Here is a 19,560-nt window from a genome sequence, read left to right on the forward strand (position 1 = left end):
TTATTTATTGAGGACGGCGGCGCATCGCGGCAAAAATCGCAGGCAAGAAAAAAGGGAGACCCGTCGGCCTCCCTTCTAGAGAACTTCGTCCTGGCTCGACGCTTTTGACGTCGGCTCACCTCACGCCGTCTTCTGGACAGTGTGCAGCTCGGGGGCCGGCACAACCCCGGTGGGGGTGGCGGCCGCGGCGGGCCTGATAGGCGGGCCGCAGTGGACTGTGTTACCGAGCAGTGATTCTGGTGGTAAGAATAGGCCCGCGGCCACGACAGATGATTGCGAAGATTGCTGAAATAAACACCACTTGCGCAATTTTTAACCCTGGATAGATAATCCGCCGCAATAGTTACAACCAAGGACAGATTGATGAGCAAACTCGACCGTTACGACTTGAGCATTTTGGCGGAATTGCAGCGCGATGCCCGCATCTCCAACCAGGAGCTGGCCGAGCGCATCGGTCTGTCGCCGTCGCCATGCTCGCGCCGGGTCAAGCAACTGGAGGATGACGGCTATATCTCGCGTCAGGTGGCCTTGCTCGATCGCAAGATGCTCGGCCTGAGCCTGACCGCGTATGTGCTGATCGGCATGGACCGGCACACGCCGGAGCGCTTCGAGAATTTCGAGGCGGCTATCCGTACGTTGCCGCAGGTGCTGGAGTGCAGCCTGGTGACGGGCGTGGATGCTGACTATCAGTTGAAGGTGGTGGTGCCGGACATGGATCACTATCAGAAGCTGTTGCTCGGGCATTTGACCAGGATTGAGGGCGTGACCAGTGTGCGTTCGAGTTTTGTGCTGAATCAGGTGTTGAACAGCACTGAACTGCCCTTGACCCACCTGCGTAGCTGAAATCGTCTTCGCGAGCAGGCACCTTATAACTGCGGCACACCGACGCAGGTCAATGCGGCTATGCCACCCTCGGCGTATAATCCCCGCCGCCCTTCCTGCCCCGCCTACGCCGGAGATGACCGATGGATCCAGCAGTATTTGAAGAATGGATGATGACTGGCCTGGTCAGCATCCTGATCATTTTCATGGGTTTCATCGTCTGGGATCTGGCGAAGAAGTCCAAGGCCGGGCGCTTTGGCTCGTTCATTCTGTTTTTCGTGCTGGGCCTGGGCGTGGCCGCGTTCATCATTAAAAGCGTGGTGATCGGCCTGATCGAGTCCGGCGCTCTATAAGCGCGCCGGCACTTCTTTCCACTGGCCCTGATCGAGCCCTTCGATCGTCCAGTCCCCAATCCTGACCCGCACCAGTCGCAAGGTCGGCAGCCCGACCGCCGCTGTCATCCGGCGAACCTGACGGTTGCGCCCCTCGCGAATCACCAATTCCAGCCATGAGGTCGGCACGGTCATGCGAAAACGTACCGGCGGGTTGCGTGGCCACAACTCGGGTTCGTCCAATTGCCGCGCTTCAGCGGGCAAGGTCATGCCGTCATTCAGTTCGACACCGTCGCGCAGACGCTGCAACTGCTCGACCGTCGGCACGCCTTCAACCTGCACCCAATAGGTCTTAGCCAGTTTGTGTTTGGGGTCGGCAATCCGCGCCTGCAACTGCCCGTCATTGGTCAGCAGCAGCAAACCTTCGCTGTCGCGATCAAGGCGTCCGGCCGGATAGATGCCGGGCACATCAATGTAATCCTTGAGCGTCGCCCGCCCTTCACCGTCGCTGAATTGCGTCAGCACATCGAACGGTTTGTTGAACAGGATCAGCTTCGGCTCGGCCGGTGGCGCTTTGGCGACACGGCGCGGGGAAGAAGACTGAGGCTTCGCGCCAGGGCGGCGGGAAAGTGGACGCGGGGGACGGGACATGGCGAATAGAACATCTAACGATCGGGGCTGACAATGCTAGTGCCCCGACCGCCAAATGACCACGACTAACCGTTAACGGAACGGCGGCTCGTCGAAGCTGCGCAGTTTGCGCGAGTGCAGCGAGTTGAGTTCGGTACGCAGCAGGTCTACCGCTTCGATGCCGATCTTCAAGTGCTGGCTGACCGCGCGCTCGTAGAACGCGTTGGCCGAACCCGGCAGCTTGATTTCACTGTGCAGCGGTTTGTCCGACACACACAGCAACGTGCCGTACGGCACCCGCAGGCGATAACCCTGAGCGGCAATGGTGCCGCTTTCCATGTCCACCGCGACAGCGCGCGACAGGTTGATCAGCGGACGTTCCTGCGCCCAGCGCAGTTCCCAGTTACGGTCGTCGTAAGTCAGCACGGTGCCGGTGCGCAGGCGTTTTTTCAGGTCATCGCCCTTCTCGCCGGTGATATTGGCTGCGGCTTGTTGCAGCGCCATCTGCACCTCTGCCAGCGCCGGGATCGGAATGTTCGGCGGCACCACCCGGTCGAGAATCCCGTCGCGACGCATGTAGGCGTGCGCCAGCACGTAGTCGCCGATGGTTTGCGACTGACGCAGGCCGCCGCAGTGACCGATCATCAGCCAGCAATGCGGACGCAGTACCGCCAAATGGTCGGTGATGTTCTTGGCGTTGGACGGGCCGACACCGATGTTCACCAGGGTCACGCCGTGGCCATCGCTGGCGATCAGGTGATAGGCCGGCATCTGATAACGGTGCCAGACCACACCGGCGGCAATCGCCGAGGCCTCGCCGTGATCCATGCCCTTCTCGATGATCACGTTGCCCGGCAACACCATGCGCACGAAACGCGGGTCGTTGCGCAGTTGTTCCAGGCCATGGACGATGAACTGGTCGACGTAGCGGTGATAGTTGGTCAGCAGAATCCACGGCTGCACATGACGCCAGTCGCTGCCGGTGTAGTGCACCAGTCGGCGCAACGAGAAATCGACGCGCGCCGCATCGAACAGCGCCAGCGGCAGCGGATCGGTGTTTTCCCAGTCGTAGAGGCCGTCGGCGATGCCATCGGTGGCGGCGGACAGGTCGGTACTCGGGAACACCCGCGCCAGCACCGCAGCGGTAACGCCGGAGCCGGCCAGCTCATCGCCCTGCTCGACTACGTACGGATACGGAATGTTCTGCTGACTGACGCCGACTTCCACGGTCACGGTGAAGTCGTGCATCAACGGCACCAGCTGTTCCAGCAGGTATTTGCGGAACGCTTTCGGGTGGGTGACGGTGACGCTGTAAGTGCCCGGCAATTGCACTTTGGCGTAGGCGCGAGTGGTCTGCGGGACTTCGCCCTGGCAATGGTAGGTCAGACGCAATTCGGGATAACGGAACAGAGCACGCTGCTCGGCGTCGGGCTCGACGCGATCCTTGAGGTAACGCTTGAGTGCGGAATTCAGTGCGGTGGTGGCCTGCTCATGCAGCTCGGCCAGACGATCCACGGCTTGTTCGGCGGTTTGAACGACAATAAACGCTTCGGTCACGATCAGCTTCCTGTGTTCTGACTTGCAGAGCTTCATCTTGCCTGCATCGTGGCGTCACGGGAACAGTGGCGTAATGGGTGTACCCAAATCTTTCAGGCAACTCGAATACCTGTGGGAGCTGGCTTGCCAGCGATGAGGCCGTCTCATTCAACATCAATGTTGACTGACAGGCCGCCATCGCTGGCAAGCCAGCTCCCACAGGGTTTTGTGGTGTTGGGGGGATTGAGGTCAGAAGCCTTGCGGGGTCGAGCGGGCGACGATGGCTTCGACGTCAAGGCCGCGCGGCAACGTGCCATAGACCCGACCGCTGCCGCTCAGGCGACTGGCAATAAAGGCATCACTTACCACCGAATTCCCCGCCTCCAGCAACAATTTGGCTTGAAGGCCCAGCGCAATGTCCTCGGTCAACTGCCGCGCCCGATACTGAATGTCGCTGGTGTCCTTGAAGGCCGCCTGCAACTGCTGGATATGCGCGGCAAGCCGTTTATCGCCATGCCCGTCACCAAGTTCGCTGAACAGTACATCCAGCACACCCGGTTCTTTCGACAACGCTCTCAGCACGTCCAGACACTGCACGTTGCCCGAACCTTCCCACGTCGAATTCACCGGCGCCTCGCGGTACAGGCGCGGCAGGATGCTCTCTTCAACATACCCCGCGCCGCCCATGCATTCGGCCGCTTCGTTGATCATTCCCGGCGCACGTTTGCAGATCCAGTATTTGCCCACCGCCGTTACCAGCCGGGCGAATTGTGCTTCGTGGCGATCATCCAGATGATCCAGCGCCTTGCCCATGCGCAGGCTCAGCGCCAGCGCCGCTTCACTTTCCAGCGCCAGATCGGCCAGCACGTTTTGCATCAGCGGCTGCTCGCTGAGCAGTTTGCCGCCAACCTTGCGGTGTGCGCAGTGATGGCTGGCCTGGGTCAGCGCCTGGCGCATCAACGAACTGGAGCCGACCATGCAATCGAAACGGGTCATCGCGACCATTTCGATAATCGTCGGTACGCCGCGCCCTTCTTCGCCGACCATCCACGCCAGCGCGCCACGGAATTCCACTTCGCTGGACGCGTTGGACTGGTTGCCGAGTTTGTTTTTCAGGCGCTGGATGTAGAACTGATTGCGCGTGTCATCGGGGCGATGGCGTGGCAGCAGGAAACAGGTCAGGCCCTTGTCGGTCTGCGCCAGCGTCAGGAACGCATCGCACATCGGTGCCGAGCAGAACCACTTGTGCCCGACCAGTTCATAGGCCTGACCCGGACCGCTGGCGCCCACCGGATAAGCCTTGGTGGTATTGGCGCGCACGTCGGTGCCGCCCTGTTTCTCGGTCATCGCCATGCCGATAGTGACGCCAGCCTTGTGCGCCATGCCGACATTGCGCGGGTCGTATTCGCTGGCGAGGACTTTCGGCAGCCACTGCTCGGCCAGATCCGCCTGCAAACGCAGGGCCGGGACACTGGCGAAGGTCATGGTCAACGGGCAACCGCTGCCAGCCTCGGCCTGACTGTGCAGATAGCTCATGGCGGCGCGGGCGACATGCGCGCCGTCCTGCGGATGGGTCCAGGGCAATGAGGTCAGGCCATGCTCGATCGCGGTGCGCATCAACTCGTGGTAGGCAGGATGAAACTCCACCAGATCGATGCGATGGCCAAAACGATCATGGCTGGCGAACACCGGTTTGTTCTGATTGGCGAGGAACCCGGCCTCCATCAGCGGCCCGCCGGCCAGCGCGCCGTAAGCATCTATCCGCGACTCGGCCCAACCGGCGCCAAACCTGCGCGACCACTCCTGCAAGGGCAGGTCGATGCGATAGAGGTTGGTGCCGTCCAGCGACGGCGGCTGGTTGGTGACTTCGTGCGTTTCGGCGAACTGATGCAGGTTCATGACGGGTTCCTTCTTCAGCGAGAAGGCCAGTTAAGCACCGCCCTCACACTGAACAAAGTGTCATATCCGCCGAATTTGCGGCGCTTTTACCCTATCAACCGCACAAAACCCGCCGCTCCAGCGCGGACTGCAAATCCTCGAATTTCACCGGTTTGTTCAGGTAATCGATCACCGTACCTGTGGCGCAGACTTCGCGATCCGCGCCCAGTGCAAGCATGAACACCGGGAGGTGAGCGCAGCCCGGCAAAGCGTGAATCTGGCAGCACAAGGACGCGCCGTCGGGGGCCGGCAACTGACAATCGATCAGTACCGCATCGACGATTTCGCGTTGCAGGCAATCGAGCGCCGCCGCGCCGTTGTCAGCGGTGCGCACGCGGAAACCGAGCTTGAGCAACATGCCGCGCATCACCAGTTGGTTGACGCTGTTGTCATCCACCAGCAGCACCGTGCAGTCCTGCGGGGCGCGCAGGCAATCACGCGAAGGCGCGGGTATTGGTGCGGGTTCGACCACCGGCAGGTCGAACTCGACGTCCAGCTGGAAGCGACTGCCACGCCCCGGCTCGGAGCGGTGAGTCAGTTTGCCGCCAAGCAGTTCGACCAATTGTCGGCAGATCGCCAGACCGACACCCAGGCCGCCGTACTCGCGGGTCATCGAACCGTCGAGCTGGAAGAAACGCTGGTACATGGTCGCCTCGCCGAGATCGGTAAAACCGATGCCGGTGTCGATCACCGCAAACGACAGCGCCAGACGATTATCCGTCGACGGTTTGCCAGTAACCCGCAGTGCCAGACCACCGACGCGGGTGAATTTGATCGCGTTGTCGAGCAGGCACTCCAGGCATTGCGCGAGTTTCGCGCTGTCGCCGTGCAAACGATCAGGGAGGGCCGGCAATACGTCGACCTTGAAGTCCAGCGACTTGCTGCTGGCGTTGCCATCGAACTGCACGCGCAAGGCTTCGACCACACCGCGCAAACTGAAACTGCCCGGCGATGCCTTGAGCTTGCCAGCCTGCAATTCGGTGAGGGTGAGGATGCCGTTGACCATGCGCATCATGTCGCGAGCGGAACCTGCGGCGGTCTGTTGGTATTGCTCAAGCTCGGGATCCAGTTCGACGGTCTGCATCAGTTCCAGCGAACCGATCACGCCGTTCATCGGCGTACGCAGTTCGTGGGTCAGGGTCGCGAGGAATTCGTCCTTGAGCTTGTTGCTGTGGGCCAGTTGCTGGTTGAGCACTTCGAGTTTCTGCCCGGCGTCGAACAGTGTCTGCGCCTGCTGTTCGCGCATGGCGTTGATGCGGTCGGCCAGTGCCAGCGACAGCAGCGCCACTTCGATGGCCGAACCGATCTGGCTGGCGTACATGGTCAGGAACACGTTCGGCAGCAACCCGAGCACCATCAGCGTATTGATCACACCACCGAGCAGAAACGCCGACCAGGCGATGATGAAATAGCGCGCCACGCGCAGGCCCCGCCACCAGGCGAGAATCCCGGCGGCGAAGATCACCACGGTGAAGGTCAACGCCAATGTCGTCGCCAGGCGCAGGGCCAGGGCGTAACTGGTCATCAGCGACAGGCCAATGACCAGAGCGCCAAATGCAATCAGGCCGATCAGTAACCGGTCGAGCCAGGGGCTGTGGGTCTTGGTCTGCAAAAAGCTGCGGGCGAACTGGCTGCCGAAAAGGCCGGCGCAACCGATGAAGAATGGCGTTGCGGCGTTGGCCCACCAGGGGTTGTTCGGCCAGAAATACTCGACCGCCGCGCCGTTTACCGACAATTGATAGAGGCCGAACGAGGCGATATAGAAGATGTAATAGAGGTAACTGGTGTCGCGCACACTCAGATAGATGAAGAGGTTGTAGACCAGCATCCCCAGCAGCACACCATAAATGATGCCCAGCACGTACAGGCGCACTGGTTGGTCTTCGAGATAGGCGGTGCTGGACCACAACGTTACCGGCGCCTGGATCGAGCCTTCACTGGCCAGTCGCAGGTAGACGGTCTGTTTTTGATCGGGTTCGAAGGCCAGGTCGAACAGGTAATTGTTCTGGCTGATCTCGCGACTGGCGAACGGCAAGGCGTCACCGGTTTGCCGAATCAGACGATAGTCGCCATTGGCATCGGGCAGATACAGATCGAGGTGATCGAGCGGTGGATAAGCCAGTTCCAGCAGCCAGCTGCGCTGGGCGGCCGGGTTGCTCGGGCGGTAATGCAGGTCGATTTTCAGCCAGAACGCCGAACGCGAATACCCGGCATTGAGCGTGGCTTTATCGTGGGCTTTGAAATTGCCGGCAGCAGCCTGCGCACGGACATCGGCAATGCTCGCCTGACCGCTCGGGTCTTCGAACACTTGCAGCGACCGGCCCAGAGGGAGGCTCTGGGTGAATTCGTCGAATTCGACGGCGCTCGCCATGAGGGGCAAGCAGAACAACAACATCAGCAAATAGCGCATTGAAGCCCCAGCGTGGCTCGTCCGGTTGTGTCAGGAAGCCCCCCATTCCCTTTGAGTAGACGTAAAACCGGTATTACCTGTTATTGGTTTGGATCCAGACTAGCATAGCCGTTGATGGCCATTGAGCACCATCGAAATTTTTCCTACAAAGGCTCTAGAACGGGCGTTTCAGAGCAAAGCAGCGGGCTAGAGCTGTTGAGTTGGTCAACTCACTACAACGGCGGATGTTGTGAATACCTTTGTGGTGAGGGGATTTATCCCCGATGGGTCGCAAAGCGGCCCCAAACCATGCAACCAGATTCTTTCAGACACGCGTCCTGGAATGGATTTGCGACTGCTTCGCAGCGCATCGGGGATAAATCCCCTCGCCACAATTGCTACCCGACTAATGGCCGCAATGTGTCAGACAATCTCTAGCCAAACGCTTTCAGGACTGAACCCGAAAATCAGCTTTGGTGGTAAGCTCGCGCACCATGAATATCTACAGCTCCCGCCCCGTTGTCCTCTGTCTCTCCGGCCACGACCCCAGTGGTGGCGCCGGCTTGCAGGCAGATATCGAAGCCCTGCTCGCGCAGGGTTGTCATGCGGCTCCGGCCGTCACCGCCCTGACCGTGCAAGACACCGTCAACGTCACTGACTTTCGCGTCCTCGACCGTGAGTGGGTGTTGGCCCAGGCCAATGCCGTGCTCAACGACTCCGAAGTCGCGGCGGTCAAACTGGGCATGCTCGGTTCGCTGGAAATGGTCGACACCGTTGTCGAACTGCTCTTGGCGCACCCGCACCTGCCGGTGGTCTGTGACCCGGTGTTGCGCGCCGGTGGCGGCGGACGCCTGGGCAAGGACGAAGTCGGTTATGCGATGCGCGAGCGTCTGCTGCCACTGTCGATCATTGCCACCCCTAACCTTCCCGAAGCCCGCATCCTCGCCGAACTGCCCGAAGGCACCGCAGACGAGTGCGCTGAAAAACTCCTGCCGTTCGTCAAAAACCTGCTGATCACTGGCGGCCACGGCGACGAAACTGAAATCCACAACCGTCTGTACAGCCGCGATGGCTTGCGTGAAACCTTCTATTGCCAGCGTTTGCCGGGCAGCTACCACGGTTCCGGCTGCACGTTGGCCAGCGCTTTGGCTGGTCGTCTGGCACAAGGTGAGAATCTCGCCAGCGCCGTCCGCAGTGCGCTGGATTACACCTGGCGCACCTTGCGCGATGCCGAACAACTGGGCAAAGGCCAGTTCGTACCGCGTCGCCTGCCGCTGGATTTCTGCTCGTAACGCCGTGAGGTCTGCCCGATGAAGCTACGTGGCCTGTATGCCATTACCGACAGCCAATTGCTGGCCGGCAAGTTTCTGTCTTATGTGGAGGCGGCGCTGGAAGGCGGCGTCACCCTGCTGCAATACCGCGACAAGAGCAGCGATGAGGCCCGGCGTTTGCGTGAGGCTGAAGCGTTGCGCGATCTGTGCGAGCGCTACAAGACCCAGTTGATCATCAACGATGACGCTGAGCTGGCCGCACGCCTCAACGTCGGTGTACATCTGGGCCAGACTGACGGCCCGCTGTCGCCGACCCGCGCCCTCCTCGGTTCGAAAGCAATTATCGGTTCGACCTGCCACGCGCAAATCGCGCTGGCCGAACAAGCGGCCAAAGAAGGTGCGAGTTACGTCGCTTTCGGCCGCTTCTTCAATTCCAACACCAAGCCCGGCGCGCCGACCTGCAGCCTCGATCTGCTCGACGAAGCCAAGCGCTCGCTGCACCTGCCGATCTGCGCGATCGGCGGCATCACCCTCGACAACGCAGCGCCATTAGTCGCGCACGGCGTTGATCTGCTGGCCGTCGTCCATGGCCTGTTCGGCGCTGAAAGCACCGCCGAAGTGACCCGCCGCGCCCGCGCATTCAACGAATTACTGAAAGTCTGATTTGAGAGCCCGATCATGTCTCGTTCCGAAACCCTGTTTGCCAATGCCCAGAAACACATTCCCGGTGGCGTGAACTCGCCGGTCCGCGCGTTCAAGAGCGTTGGCGGCACGCCGCTGTTCTTCAAACACGCCGAAGGCGCCTACGTCACTGACGAAGACGACAAGCGTTATGTCGATTACGTTGGCTCGTGGGGCCCGATGATCCTCGGCCACAGCCACCCGGACGTGCTGGACGCCGTGCGCAATCAGCTGCAACACGGTTTGTCCTACGGTGCGCCGACCGCGATGGAAACCGAGATGGCCGATCTGGTCTGCTCGCTGGTGCCGTCGATGGACATGGTACGCATGGTCAGCTCCGGTACCGAAGCGACCATGAGCGCGATCCGCCTGGCCCGTGGCTACACCGGCCGCGACAGCATCATCAAGTTCGAAGGCTGCTACCACGGTCACTCCGACAGCCTGCTGGTCAAGGCCGGCTCCGGCGCACTGACCCAAGGCGTGCCAAGTTCGGCCGGCGTGCCGGCGGCATTCGCCAAGCACACCCTGACCCTGCCGTTCAACGACATCGACGCCGTTGAAAAAATGCTCGCGGAAGTTGGCCAGGATGTGGCGTGCATCATCGTCGAGCCAGTGGCCGGCAACATGAACTGCGTGCCGCCGGCGCCGGGTTTCCTCGAAGGCCTGCGCTCGCTGTGCGACAAGCACGGCGTGGTGCTGATTTTCGACGAAGTGATGACCGGTTTCCGCGTCGCCCTCGGCGGCGCCCAGGCTTACTACGGCGTGAATCCTGACCTGACCACCTTCGGCAAGATCATCGGCGGCGGCATGCCGGTCGGCTGCTTCGGCGGCAAACGCGAAATCATGGAGCGCATCGCACCGCTGGGCCCGGTTTATCAAGCCGGCACCCTGTCCGGTAACCCGTTGGCCATGGCAGCCGGTTTGACCACTCTGCGCCTTATCAGCCGTCCGGGTTTCCACGACGAACTGACCGACTACACCACACGCCTGCTCGACGGCCTGCAACAACGTGCTGATGCTGCGGGTATCCCGTTCGTGACCACTCAGGCGGGCGGTATGTTCGGTCTGTACTTCAGCGGTGCCGACGATATCGTCACTTTTGAAGACGTGATGGCCAGCGACGCCGCGCTGTTCGGGCGTTTCTTCCACCTGATGCTGGAAGGCGGCGTGTACCTGGCGCCAAGTGCATTCGAAGCCGGTTTCACCTCGATCGCTCACGGCGATGCCGAGTTGAAAATCACGCTGGATGCGGCCGAGCGCGCCTTCGCTGCCCTGAAGTAATCGCTTCAACGCTGACGTTGGCCATTGCCAGCGTCAGCTATCACCTACATCGACAGCCGTTTTCCGATGCTCCTGCTAAAAATCCCCCATAAAGTGGGCGATATATTCCCCGCGCAGCAGAAAAACGAGTAAAGACTTTGTAAGGTTGGCCCTGCTTATTTCATAATGCGCGCTTATTGGATCCCTCGACGGGTCCGCGTGCCCTTCAGAGGTAAGTCGATTCCCATGAACCGCACCGGCCGCACCCTTGCCTTGGGCTGCCTGTTGCTCCTTCAGCCCCTGCTCGCGCATGCACAAGCAGGCGGCAACTCGTTGTTGATCCCGGCGATGGGTCGTTGCACCCTCAATACTCAGCCGCAAGACGTCACGCAGGCACTGGCCGCCTGCCAGAAAGCGGCGGACGAAGGGGATGCGCAAGCGCAATACGAGTTGGGTGAGTTCTACTACGACGGCAAAAATGCGCCGCGCGACCTCAATCAAGCCCTGAGCTATTTCGAAAAAGCCTCACTGCAAGGCCACGCTCAGGCGCAATTCAAACTCGGCACCATGTTCTTCCACGGCGAAGGCGTGCAGGCCAACAATATTCAGGCGTACATCGTGCTGAAGATGGCCGCGGTCAACGGCGCCGAAGATGCGCTGGACACCGCCGACGAAGTCTCCGAAAAAATGTCCCGCGAAGACCTCGAAACCGCTACCCAGGTGCTTGGGCAAATTTTCCGTAAATACCTGATGGAATTGCAGAGCGCCGATGGGCGTACGCCGTTTTCGCCTCTTCCCTGAATGTAAGCGGAATGAGGTCTGTGGTGATTGCTCATTGTGGCGAGGAGATTTATCCCCGATCGGCTGCGCAGCAGTCGCAAATCCATTCAGCGCGGTAATTCAAGAAGATCAAAGTTGCAGGTTTTGGGGCCGCTGTGCAGCCCATCGGGGATAAATCCCCTCGCCACAAGAGCCCCTCACTCAATTCAGGTTTTACTTCTCAGGCATCGGCACCGGAAACGGCATAACGTTGCCGACCGCGCCGCGGGCTTCGCTGATTTTCGGGGTACCCAGACGTTCCACCTCGTCGATACGCACAATCGAATGCATCGGCACAAAGCTGCGCACCACGCCTTCAAACTGCGCCTTGAGCTTTTCTTCGCTCGGATCGACGACCACTTGCGTGCGCTCGCCAAAGACGAATTCTTCCACTTCCAGAAAACCCCACAGATCACTTTGATAGATCTGCTTGGCGTACATTTCGAACACCTGGCCCTGGTTGAGGAAAATCACCTTATAGATTGGAGCTTCGCGTTTGGTCATGGCGGGGGATAACATCGGGGATAAAAATGAGGGCGCAAACTATAGCATAGCCACCGGACGCACAGCGGTAGGAACCTGCGGGCTTGTTCCCTATAATGCGCGGTTCTTTGAATCACGTGATGACCCTAATCCATGGCCAAGAAGCTTTACATCGAAACCCACGGTTGCCAGATGAACGAGTACGACAGCTCGCGCATGGTCGATCTGCTGGGTGAACATCAGGCCCTGGAAGTCACCGCTCGCGCGGAAGACGCCGACGTGATTCTGCTCAACACTTGCTCGATCCGCGAGCGCGCCCAGGATCGGGTGTACTCGCAGCTCGGCCGCTGGCGCGAACTGAAACTGGCCAATCCTGAAATGGTGATTGCCGTCGGCGGTTGCGTGGCCAGCCAGGAAGGCGCGGCCATCCGCGACCGCGCGCCGTACGTCGACGTGGTATTCGGCCCGCAGACCCTGCACCGCCTGCCGGAAATGATCGACGCCGCGCGCAGCACCAAGCTGCCGCAAGTCGACGTGTCGTTCCCGGAAATCGAAAAATTCGACCATTTGCCCGAGCCTCGTATCGACGGCCCGAGCGCCTACGTGTCGGTGATGGAAGGCTGCAGCAAGTACTGTACGTTCTGCGTGGTGCCTTACACCCGTGGCGAAGAAGTCAGCCGGCCGTTCGACGACGTGATCGCCGAGATCATTCACCTCGCCGAAAACGGCGTGCGTGAAGTGACCCTGCTCGGGCAGAACGTCAACGGCTACCGTGGTACCACCCATGACGGGCGCCTGGCCGATCTCGCCGAGCTGATCCGCGTGGTCGCCGCCATCGATGGCATCGACCGCATCCGCTACACCACGTCGCACCCGCTGGAGTTCTCCGACAGCCTCATCCAGGCCCACGCCGACGTGCCGGAACTGGTGAAGCACCTGCACTTGCCGGTGCAGTCGGGTTCAGACCGGATTCTGGCGGCGATGAAGCGCAACCACACCGCGCTGGAGTACAAATCCAAGTTGCGCAAACTGCGCGCGGCGGTGCCGGGCATCTGCATCAGTTCGGACTTCATCGTCGGTTTCCCCGGCGAGACCGAGAAAGATTTCGAACAGACCATGAAGCTGATTGCCGACGTCGGTTTCGACTTTTCCTACTCGTTCGTTTACAGCCAGCGCCCGGGCACCCCGGCTGCCGATCTGGCTGACGATACCCCGGAAGAACTGAAGAAAGAACGCCTCAACGCGCTGCAACATCGCTTGAATCAGCAAGGTTTCGAGATCAGCCGACAAATGGTCGGTTCGATCCAGCGCATTCTGGTGACCGATTACTCGAAGAAAGACCCGGGCGAGTTGCAAGGGCGCACCGAGAATAATCGAATCGTCAACTTCCGCTGCGACAATCCAACCCTGATCGGCCAGTTCGCCGACGTGCACATCGACGCGGCGCAACCGCACTCGCTGCGCGGCTCGCTGGTCCAGTAACAAATATCAGAAGCACAGAGAAACCTGTGGGAGCTGGCTTGCCAGCGATAAGGCCATCAGCCCCGACAAATATGTCGCCTGCTGCACTGCTATCGCTGGCAAGTCGAATCGTCGCACCGCAGCTCCCACAGTGGACAGCATTGTTCTTCAGAATGTACTCATCCATTTAAGAGCTTTCGCACCCAAGCCTCTGGCGTTATCCTTGATTTCATCTCAATTGCCCCAGGGCGGCTAAATACGACCTTGAACGCACCCATAGAACCACATCGTTTTATCCTCGAGCCCTTTGAGGCTCGCCGCTTCGCCAATCTGTGCGGGCAATTCGACGAGCATTTGCGCTTGATCGAACAGCGCCTGACCATCGAGATCCGCAACCGCGGAAACCAGTTCGAGCTGATCGGCGACCCCAAGCACACCACGTCTGCGGAAAATCTGATTCGTCGCCTGTACCGGGAAACCAAAGGTTCAGAGCTGTCGCCAGATACGGTTCACCTGTTCCTGCAGGAATCGGCCGTGGTCGAGCTGGACAACCACGCTCCCGCCGAAGCTTCCGTCGCCCTGCGTACCAAGAAAGGCATGATTCGCCCACGCGGCTTGAATCAATTGCGTTACGTGAAGGAAATCCTCGGCAACGATATCAACTTCGGCATCGGCCCGGCCGGTACCGGCAAGACCTATCTGGCCGTGGCTTGCGCTGTCGATGCACTGGAGCGCGAGCAGATCCGCCGCATCCTGCTGGTGCGTCCGGCGGTTGAAGCGGGTGAAAAGCTCGGTTTCCTGCCCGGCGACCTGTCGCAGAAAATCGACCCGTACCTGCGCCCGCTCTACGACGCACTCTATGAAATGCTCGGCTTCGAATACGTGGCCAAGCTGATCGAACGTCAGGTGATCGAAGTTGCGCCGCTGGCCTACATGCGCGGTCGCACGCTGAACAACAGTTTCATCATTCTCGACGAAAGCCAGAACACCACCGTCGAACAAATGAAGATGTTCCTGACCCGGATCGGCTTTGGCTCTACGGCGGTCATCACCGGTGACATCACCCAGGTCGACCTGCCGAAAGGCACCAAATCGGGTCTGCACCATGTGATCGAAGTGCTCAAGGACGTGCCGGGCATCAGCTTCACGCACTTCCAGCCCAAAGACGTAGTGCGTCACCCGCTGGTGCAGCGCATTGTCGAAGCCTACGAGCGTTTCGAGAACCGTGACGATGCGCCCAAGGACACTTCGCGAAATGCTTGAGCTAGACCTGCAAATCGCTACCGAAGCGAGCGCCCCGAGTGAAGCCGACTTCCGCCAATGGTGCGAACTGTCCCTGCGCCAACGCACCGCCGACTCGGAAATGACCATTCGTCTGGTCGACGAGGAAGAAGGCCGCGAACTCAATCACACCTGGCGTCACAAGGATTACGCGACCAACGTCCTGTCGTTCCCGGCCGAAGTACCCGACGAGTTTCTCGATATCCCGCTGCTGGGCGATCTGGTGATCTGCGTGGCCGTGGTCGAGCGCGAAGCCGCCGAACAAGGCAAGGAACTAAAGGCCCACTGGGCACATCTGGTCATTCACGGCTGCTTGCATCTGCTTGGTTACGACCATATAGATGACGAGGAAGCCGAAGAAATGGAAGCACTGGAACGCGAGTTGCTTGCTGAACTTGGGTATCCCGATCCGTACGCGGACGACGAACCCGAACCATCCCCTATCGTTACAACAAAGGATTCAGAGTAATCGCTATGAGCGAAGATCGATCGAGCAACGGGCAGAAGTCATGGCTGGGTAAATTGACCCAGGCTTTTGCCCACGAGCCGAAGAACCGTCAGGAGCTGCTTGAGCTGCTGCGCGATGCACATCAGAACAAACTGCTGGACAGCGAAGCGCTGGCCATCGTCGAAGGCGCCATTCAGGTGGCTGACCTGCAAGTACGCGACATCATGGTGCCGCGTTCGCAGATGATCAGCATCAAGGCGACCCAGACTCCCCGTGAATTCCTCCCCGCTGTGGTCGATTCGGCCCACTCGCGCTACCCGGTCATCGGCGAAAGCCACGATGACGTGATGGGCGTGCTGCTGGCCAAGGATCTGCTGCCGCTGATCCTCAAGGAGAACGGCGACAGCTTCAACATCAAGGACCTGCTGCGCCCGGCCACTTTCGTGCCGGAGTCCAAGCGTCTGAACGTGTTGCTGCGTGAATTCCGCGCCAACCACAACCACATGGCCATCGTCATCGACGAATACGGCGGTGTGGCCGGTCTGGTGACCATCGAAGACGTGCTCGAACAGATCGTCGGCGACATCGAAGACGAGCACGACGTCGAAGAAGACAGCTACATCAAGCCGCTGCCAAGTGGTGACTTCCTGATCAAGGCCCTGACGCCGATCGAGAACTTCAACGAGTTCTTCGACAGCGAGTTTTCCGACGATGAGTTCGACACCGTCGGCGGCCTGGTGATGAGTGCGTTCGGGCACTTGCCAAAACGCAATGAAATCACTGAAATCGGCGCCTATCGTTTCCGCATCCTGAACGCCGACAGCCGTCGGATTCACTTGCTGCGACTGACGCCAATCGCTCGTTAATTCTAAGGATTGGGGTATGTCATCAGCTATTTCCTGCATCGCGTTGCGCCTGAAAGCGGGCCAGGCAAGGCGTAGTCCGCAGGGAATGGCATTCCCTTTCCAAGGACTGCAACGCAGCATGGCCCGCTTTCAGGCGTAACCCAGAGGGCCGGGCCTGCTGTTACGCAGGGCTGCGTTACTCGTCGTTCATTTGAAAAACCAAACTTCACTCCTCGCGCCTTGCCCTGCGTAACAGCAGACCCGGCGCGATACAGGAAATAGCTGATGACATACCCCCTGCGCTGGACAACCCGCCCCGGCTGGCCCGGTAACCTGCTGGCCGTGGCGGCCGGTGCAATCACCACCTTCGCTCTGGCACCGTTCGATATCTGGCCGCTGGCTTTGCTGGCGGTCGGTTTGTTCTATGCCGGTTTGCGCGAGCTGAGCCCGCGCCAGGCGCTGGGCCGTGGCTGGTGCTTCGGTTTCGGCCTGTTTGGCGCCGGGACCAGCTGGATCTACTACAGCATCCACCACTTCGGCGGCGCTTCTGTGCTGCTGGCCGGGTTTCTGATGCTGCTGTTTACCGCAGCGATTGCGTTTTTCTTCGCCCTGCCCGCCTGGCTCTGGGCGCGCTGGTTGCGTCGCAACGAGGCGCCACTGGCCGACGCTTTGGCGTTTGCTGCTTTGTGGGTCGGCCAGGAAGCGTTTCGCGGCTGGTTTCTCACCGGTTTCCCGTGGCTATATTCCGGTTACAGTCAGCTCGACGGCCCGCTGTCCGGCCTCGCACCAGTCGGCGGCATGTGGCTGGTGTCGTTCGTTCTGGCACTGACCGCTGCACTGATCTACAACACGCCACGCCTGCTGCAAACCGGCCGCAAAGCGTTTGTTGCCGTTGGTCTATTGTTGCTGGCCGGGCCGTGGGTGGCAGGCATTGCCCTCAAGAACCACGCCTGGACCAGCCCCTCCGGCGCGCCGCTGACGGTCGCGGCGATCCAGGGCAATGTCGAACAAAGCATGAAGTGGGACCCGGCGCAGCTCAACGCGCAACTGGCGCTGTACCGCGATCTGAGCTTCCGCTCGAAACCGGTGGACCTGCTGATCTGGCCGGAAACTGCGGTGCCGGTGCTCAAGGAGTCCGCCGAGGGCTACCTGAGCATGATGGGCAACTTCGCCGCCGAGCGTAAATCGGCGCTGATCACTGGCGTGCCGATTCGCGAAACGGTGCGTCACGAAAAACGCTTCTTCAACGGCATCACTGTCGTGGGCGAAGGTGACGGCACTTACCTGAAGCAAAAACTGGTGCCGTTCGGTGAATACGTGCCGTTGCAGGACATCCTGCGCGGGTTGATCGCATTCTTCGACCTGCCGATGTCCGACTTTGCCCGTGGCCCGGCCGATCAGGCGCTGTTGCAAGCCAAGGGTTATCAGATTGCACCGTTCATCTGTTACGAAGTGGTGTACCCGGAGTTCGCCGCCAGTCTGTCGGCGCGCAGCGATCTTTTGCTGACGATCAGTAACGACACCTGGTTCGGCACCTCGATCGGTCCGCTGCAACATTTGCAAATGGCACAGATGCGCGCACTCGAGGCCGGACGCTGGATGATCCGCGCCACCAACAACGGCGTGACCGGACTGATCAATCCGTTCGGGCAGATCACCGAACAGATTCCGCAATTCGAGCAAGGTATTTTGTACGGCGAAGTGGTGCCGATGCATAACCTGACGCCGTATCTGCAATGGCGTTCGTGGCCGCTGATCATTTTGTGCTTGCTGCTGTTTGGCTGGGCGCTGATGGCGAGCCGGATGTCGAAAACCCTTTAAAGCCGCCCGACAATGATAGTTCCCACGCTCCGCGTGGGAACGCCGCCGGGGACGCTCCGCGTTCCGCTTCGAATGTGGCGCAGAGCGCCACGGGATGCATTCCCACGCGGAGCGTGGGAACGATCAATCACCGCGGTAGAACAACGAATACCCCACCTGCCCCACCGCTTCATTCAGCAACTGCCCGCTCTGCCAGATCGACTTGAACTCCGGCAGCCAGCCACCAAACGGTCTTGCGTTATCGGTGCCTAAAAATCCGACCGGCGCGGGCACCACTTCGAATCCTGCCTGCTCGAAACACCACACCGCTCGGGGCATGTGCCAAGCCTGCGTCACCACGACCACACGCTTGATCCCCTGAGGCAACAGCATGTCGGCGCTGAACTTCGCGTTTTCCCATGTGGTGCGGCTTTCGCCTTCCTGCCAACGCACGGTCACGCCGAAATCATCCAGCAACGAATCCGCCATCAACTTCGCTTCGGTCGGCGGCGTACCATAATGCAGGCCGCCACTGGTCAGAATCGGCAATCCTGAGGCCTTGGCCAACCGCGCCGCGTAGCGCTGACGCTCAAGCCCCACGCCGGTCGGCTGATCCTCGCCCCAGGCCAGATCACCCCGCTCGCGCCCGGACCCCAGCACCACAATGGCATCGGCCTTTTGTGCCAGCAGCGCCCACTCTTCACGGGCCAGCGGCGGCTCGCGCTCCAGCGCTTTTGCGCCCCACTGCACCACCACCGGCAGGCTCATCAGCCAGAACCCGCCCAAACCGATTGCAAAACACAGTCCAGCCAGTCGCGGCCGCGAGCGTCGCAGCCACCAGGCAAGCAGCAACAGCAGTAAAAGAATGCCGGGCGGCAATAGAAGTTGTTTGATGAAATAACGAAAAGGCATCGGGCATCTCCAAAGATGCCCGAAGCCTAAGTGGGTTAATACAACGCGACAACCGATAGGGTGGGATCCTGTTGAAAAAGATCCGTTTCTTGACCTGCCATGCGCTTACTTGGCCTGCAAAGCCCGCACCTTGACGGTGTCTTTGCGGGGCGCCTTGTCCTTGAGCCAGATGACCTTGGCCGAATGTGCTGCATCGAGCTGCTTCACTGCTTGCGACAAGCATCCATGCGTTTCACGTTCACTACGATCCAGATAGGCCTTGACCAGTTTGAACTCGGCGGGGCTCAAGCCACGCAATTCCAGTTCCAGGGGGCGCTCATCGCGCAGCCGGTCAGCGGTTTTTGCAGCATCCAGGGCCATGCCCAGACGGTTCATCAACCGTTCGTACAACTCAGGTTTCGTGACGTTTTTCTGCTGTTGCTCCACCATCCCTCACCTCATTGAAGATAAGACTCACTCCCCAGTTAGAGCTTAGCTTCGCTGCACAAACCGGCTGCACGCCGCGACCAACGGCCCTCGCCACGGATTGACCGGGCCAAACAGCTGTAATCAGGGTTTCCCTAGGCCAAGCGCGGTCATGTATGCTACGGCGCTTCCTGTAATTCCACTTCCAGCTCGTCCGGGCCATCCCGGAACCTGCGTTGAAGAGGAT

At 60.2% G+C, this 19,560-nt stretch carries 18 protein-coding genes; 11 read left to right on the forward strand and 7 right to left on the reverse strand.

What is annotated here, in order from left to right; translation table 11 throughout:
- Positions 1 to 363: 363 nt before the first annotated feature.
- Positions 364 to 843, forward strand: coding sequence for an Lrp/AsnC family transcriptional regulator (locus tag ACVVH8_RS26005; RefSeq protein WP_007909658.1), 480 nt, complete (start codon positions 364 to 366; stop codon positions 841 to 843).
- A 122-nt stretch (positions 844 to 965) separates the two neighbouring features.
- Complete coding sequence (locus ACVVH8_RS26010; protein ID WP_003228500.1) at positions 966 to 1,175, forward strand: DUF2788 domain-containing protein; 210 nt, start codon at positions 966 to 968, stop codon at positions 1,173 to 1,175.
- On the opposite strand, the gene ACVVH8_RS26015 is transcribed toward ACVVH8_RS26010, so the two are convergent.
- From ACVVH8_RS26015 to ACVVH8_RS26030, 4 genes are all read right to left on the reverse strand, one after another.
- Positions 1,170 to 1,805: a pseudouridine synthase gene (locus ACVVH8_RS26015; protein WP_103303668.1), complete on the reverse strand. Its 636-nt coding sequence runs from the start codon at positions 1,803 to 1,805 to the stop codon at positions 1,170 to 1,172. The genes ACVVH8_RS26010 and ACVVH8_RS26015 overlap by 6 nt on opposite strands.
- Positions 1,806 to 1,877: 72 nt before the next feature.
- Positions 1,878 to 3,377 carry an AMP nucleosidase gene (gene amn, locus ACVVH8_RS26020; RefSeq protein ID WP_177431387.1) on the reverse strand — a complete coding sequence of 500 codons (1,500 nt, stop codon included), beginning with the start codon at positions 3,375 to 3,377 and terminating at the stop codon, positions 1,878 to 1,880.
- A gap of 192 nt (positions 3,378 to 3,569) precedes the next feature.
- Positions 3,570 to 5,219, reverse strand: coding sequence for an acyl-CoA dehydrogenase family protein (locus ACVVH8_RS26025; protein ID WP_475227056.1), 1,650 nt, complete (start codon positions 5,217 to 5,219; stop codon positions 3,570 to 3,572).
- 94 nt (positions 5,220 to 5,313) lie between these two features.
- Positions 5,314 to 7,668, reverse strand: coding sequence for a 7TM diverse intracellular signaling domain-containing protein (locus ACVVH8_RS26030; protein WP_475227060.1), 2,355 nt, complete (start codon positions 7,666 to 7,668; stop codon positions 5,314 to 5,316).
- Between the two features lie 473 nt (positions 7,669 to 8,141).
- Between ACVVH8_RS26030 and ACVVH8_RS26035 the strand changes: the two genes are divergently transcribed.
- The 4 genes from ACVVH8_RS26035 to ACVVH8_RS26050 all read left to right on the forward strand — a co-directional run bounded on the left by ACVVH8_RS26035 (position 8,142) and on the right by ACVVH8_RS26050 (position 11,660).
- Entirely contained in the window at positions 8,142 to 8,939 is a 798-nt protein-coding gene (locus ACVVH8_RS26035) for a hydroxymethylpyrimidine/phosphomethylpyrimidine kinase (protein ID WP_475227063.1), read from the forward strand.
- A gap of 18 nt (positions 8,940 to 8,957) precedes the next feature.
- A complete protein-coding gene (gene thiE / locus ACVVH8_RS26040) occupies positions 8,958 to 9,581 on the forward strand; it encodes a thiamine phosphate synthase (RefSeq protein ID WP_103303671.1) in 624 nt (207 codons plus the stop codon).
- Positions 9,582 to 9,596: 15 nt separating this feature from the next.
- Positions 9,597 to 10,880 carry a glutamate-1-semialdehyde 2,1-aminomutase gene (hemL, locus tag ACVVH8_RS26045; protein ID WP_475227066.1) on the forward strand — a complete coding sequence of 428 codons (1,284 nt, stop codon included), beginning with the start codon at positions 9,597 to 9,599 and terminating at the stop codon, positions 10,878 to 10,880.
- A 225-nt stretch (positions 10,881 to 11,105) separates the two neighbouring features.
- Positions 11,106 to 11,660 (forward strand): tetratricopeptide repeat protein, encoded by a 555-nt coding sequence (locus tag ACVVH8_RS26050; protein WP_003228518.1) that lies wholly within the window; start codon positions 11,106 to 11,108, stop codon positions 11,658 to 11,660.
- A 192-nt stretch (positions 11,661 to 11,852) separates the two neighbouring features.
- Here the strand turns inward: ACVVH8_RS26050 and ACVVH8_RS26055 are convergent, their stop codons facing one another.
- A complete protein-coding gene (locus tag ACVVH8_RS26055; RefSeq protein ID WP_077045543.1) occupies positions 11,853 to 12,182 on the reverse strand; it encodes a DUF1820 family protein in 330 nt (109 codons plus the stop codon).
- 132 nt (positions 12,183 to 12,314) lie between these two features.
- Between ACVVH8_RS26055 and miaB the strand changes: the two genes are divergently transcribed.
- The 5 genes from miaB to lnt all read left to right on the forward strand — a co-directional run bounded on the left by miaB (position 12,315) and on the right by lnt (position 18,017).
- Positions 12,315 to 13,643 carry a tRNA (N6-isopentenyl adenosine(37)-C2)-methylthiotransferase MiaB gene (miaB, locus tag ACVVH8_RS26060; RefSeq protein WP_103303673.1) on the forward strand — a complete coding sequence of 443 codons (1,329 nt, stop codon included), beginning with the start codon at positions 12,315 to 12,317 and terminating at the stop codon, positions 13,641 to 13,643.
- Between the two features lie 243 nt (positions 13,644 to 13,886).
- Positions 13,887 to 14,885 carry a PhoH family protein gene (locus ACVVH8_RS26065; RefSeq protein WP_042704951.1) on the forward strand — a complete coding sequence of 333 codons (999 nt, stop codon included), beginning with the start codon at positions 13,887 to 13,889 and terminating at the stop codon, positions 14,883 to 14,885.
- Entirely contained in the window at positions 14,878 to 15,372 is a 495-nt protein-coding gene (ybeY, locus tag ACVVH8_RS26070; protein ID WP_475227069.1) for an rRNA maturation RNase YbeY, read from the forward strand. Before ACVVH8_RS26065 ends, ybeY begins: the two co-directional genes overlap by 8 nt.
- A gap of 5 nt (positions 15,373 to 15,377) precedes the next feature.
- The gene (locus ACVVH8_RS26075; RefSeq protein ID WP_007909641.1) at positions 15,378 to 16,217 is read left to right on the forward strand and encodes an HlyC/CorC family transporter; all 840 of its coding nucleotides are present in this window, start codon (positions 15,378 to 15,380) and stop codon (positions 16,215 to 16,217) included.
- Between the two features lie 276 nt (positions 16,218 to 16,493).
- Positions 16,494 to 18,017 (forward strand): apolipoprotein N-acyltransferase, encoded by a 1,524-nt coding sequence (gene lnt, locus ACVVH8_RS26080; protein WP_475231234.1) that lies wholly within the window; start codon positions 16,494 to 16,496, stop codon positions 18,015 to 18,017.
- Between the two features lie 123 nt (positions 18,018 to 18,140).
- On the opposite strand, the gene ACVVH8_RS26085 is transcribed toward lnt, so the two are convergent.
- Positions 18,141 to 18,908 (reverse strand): YdcF family protein, encoded by a 768-nt coding sequence (locus ACVVH8_RS26085; RefSeq protein WP_103303675.1) that lies wholly within the window; start codon positions 18,906 to 18,908, stop codon positions 18,141 to 18,143.
- A gap of 105 nt (positions 18,909 to 19,013) precedes the next feature.
- A complete protein-coding gene (locus tag ACVVH8_RS26090) occupies positions 19,014 to 19,337 on the reverse strand; it encodes a hypothetical protein (protein WP_103303676.1) in 324 nt (107 codons plus the stop codon).
- Between the last annotated feature and the right edge of the window lie 223 nt (positions 19,338 to 19,560).

The organism is Pseudomonas trutticola BRTCR10 (assembly GCF_056155105.1).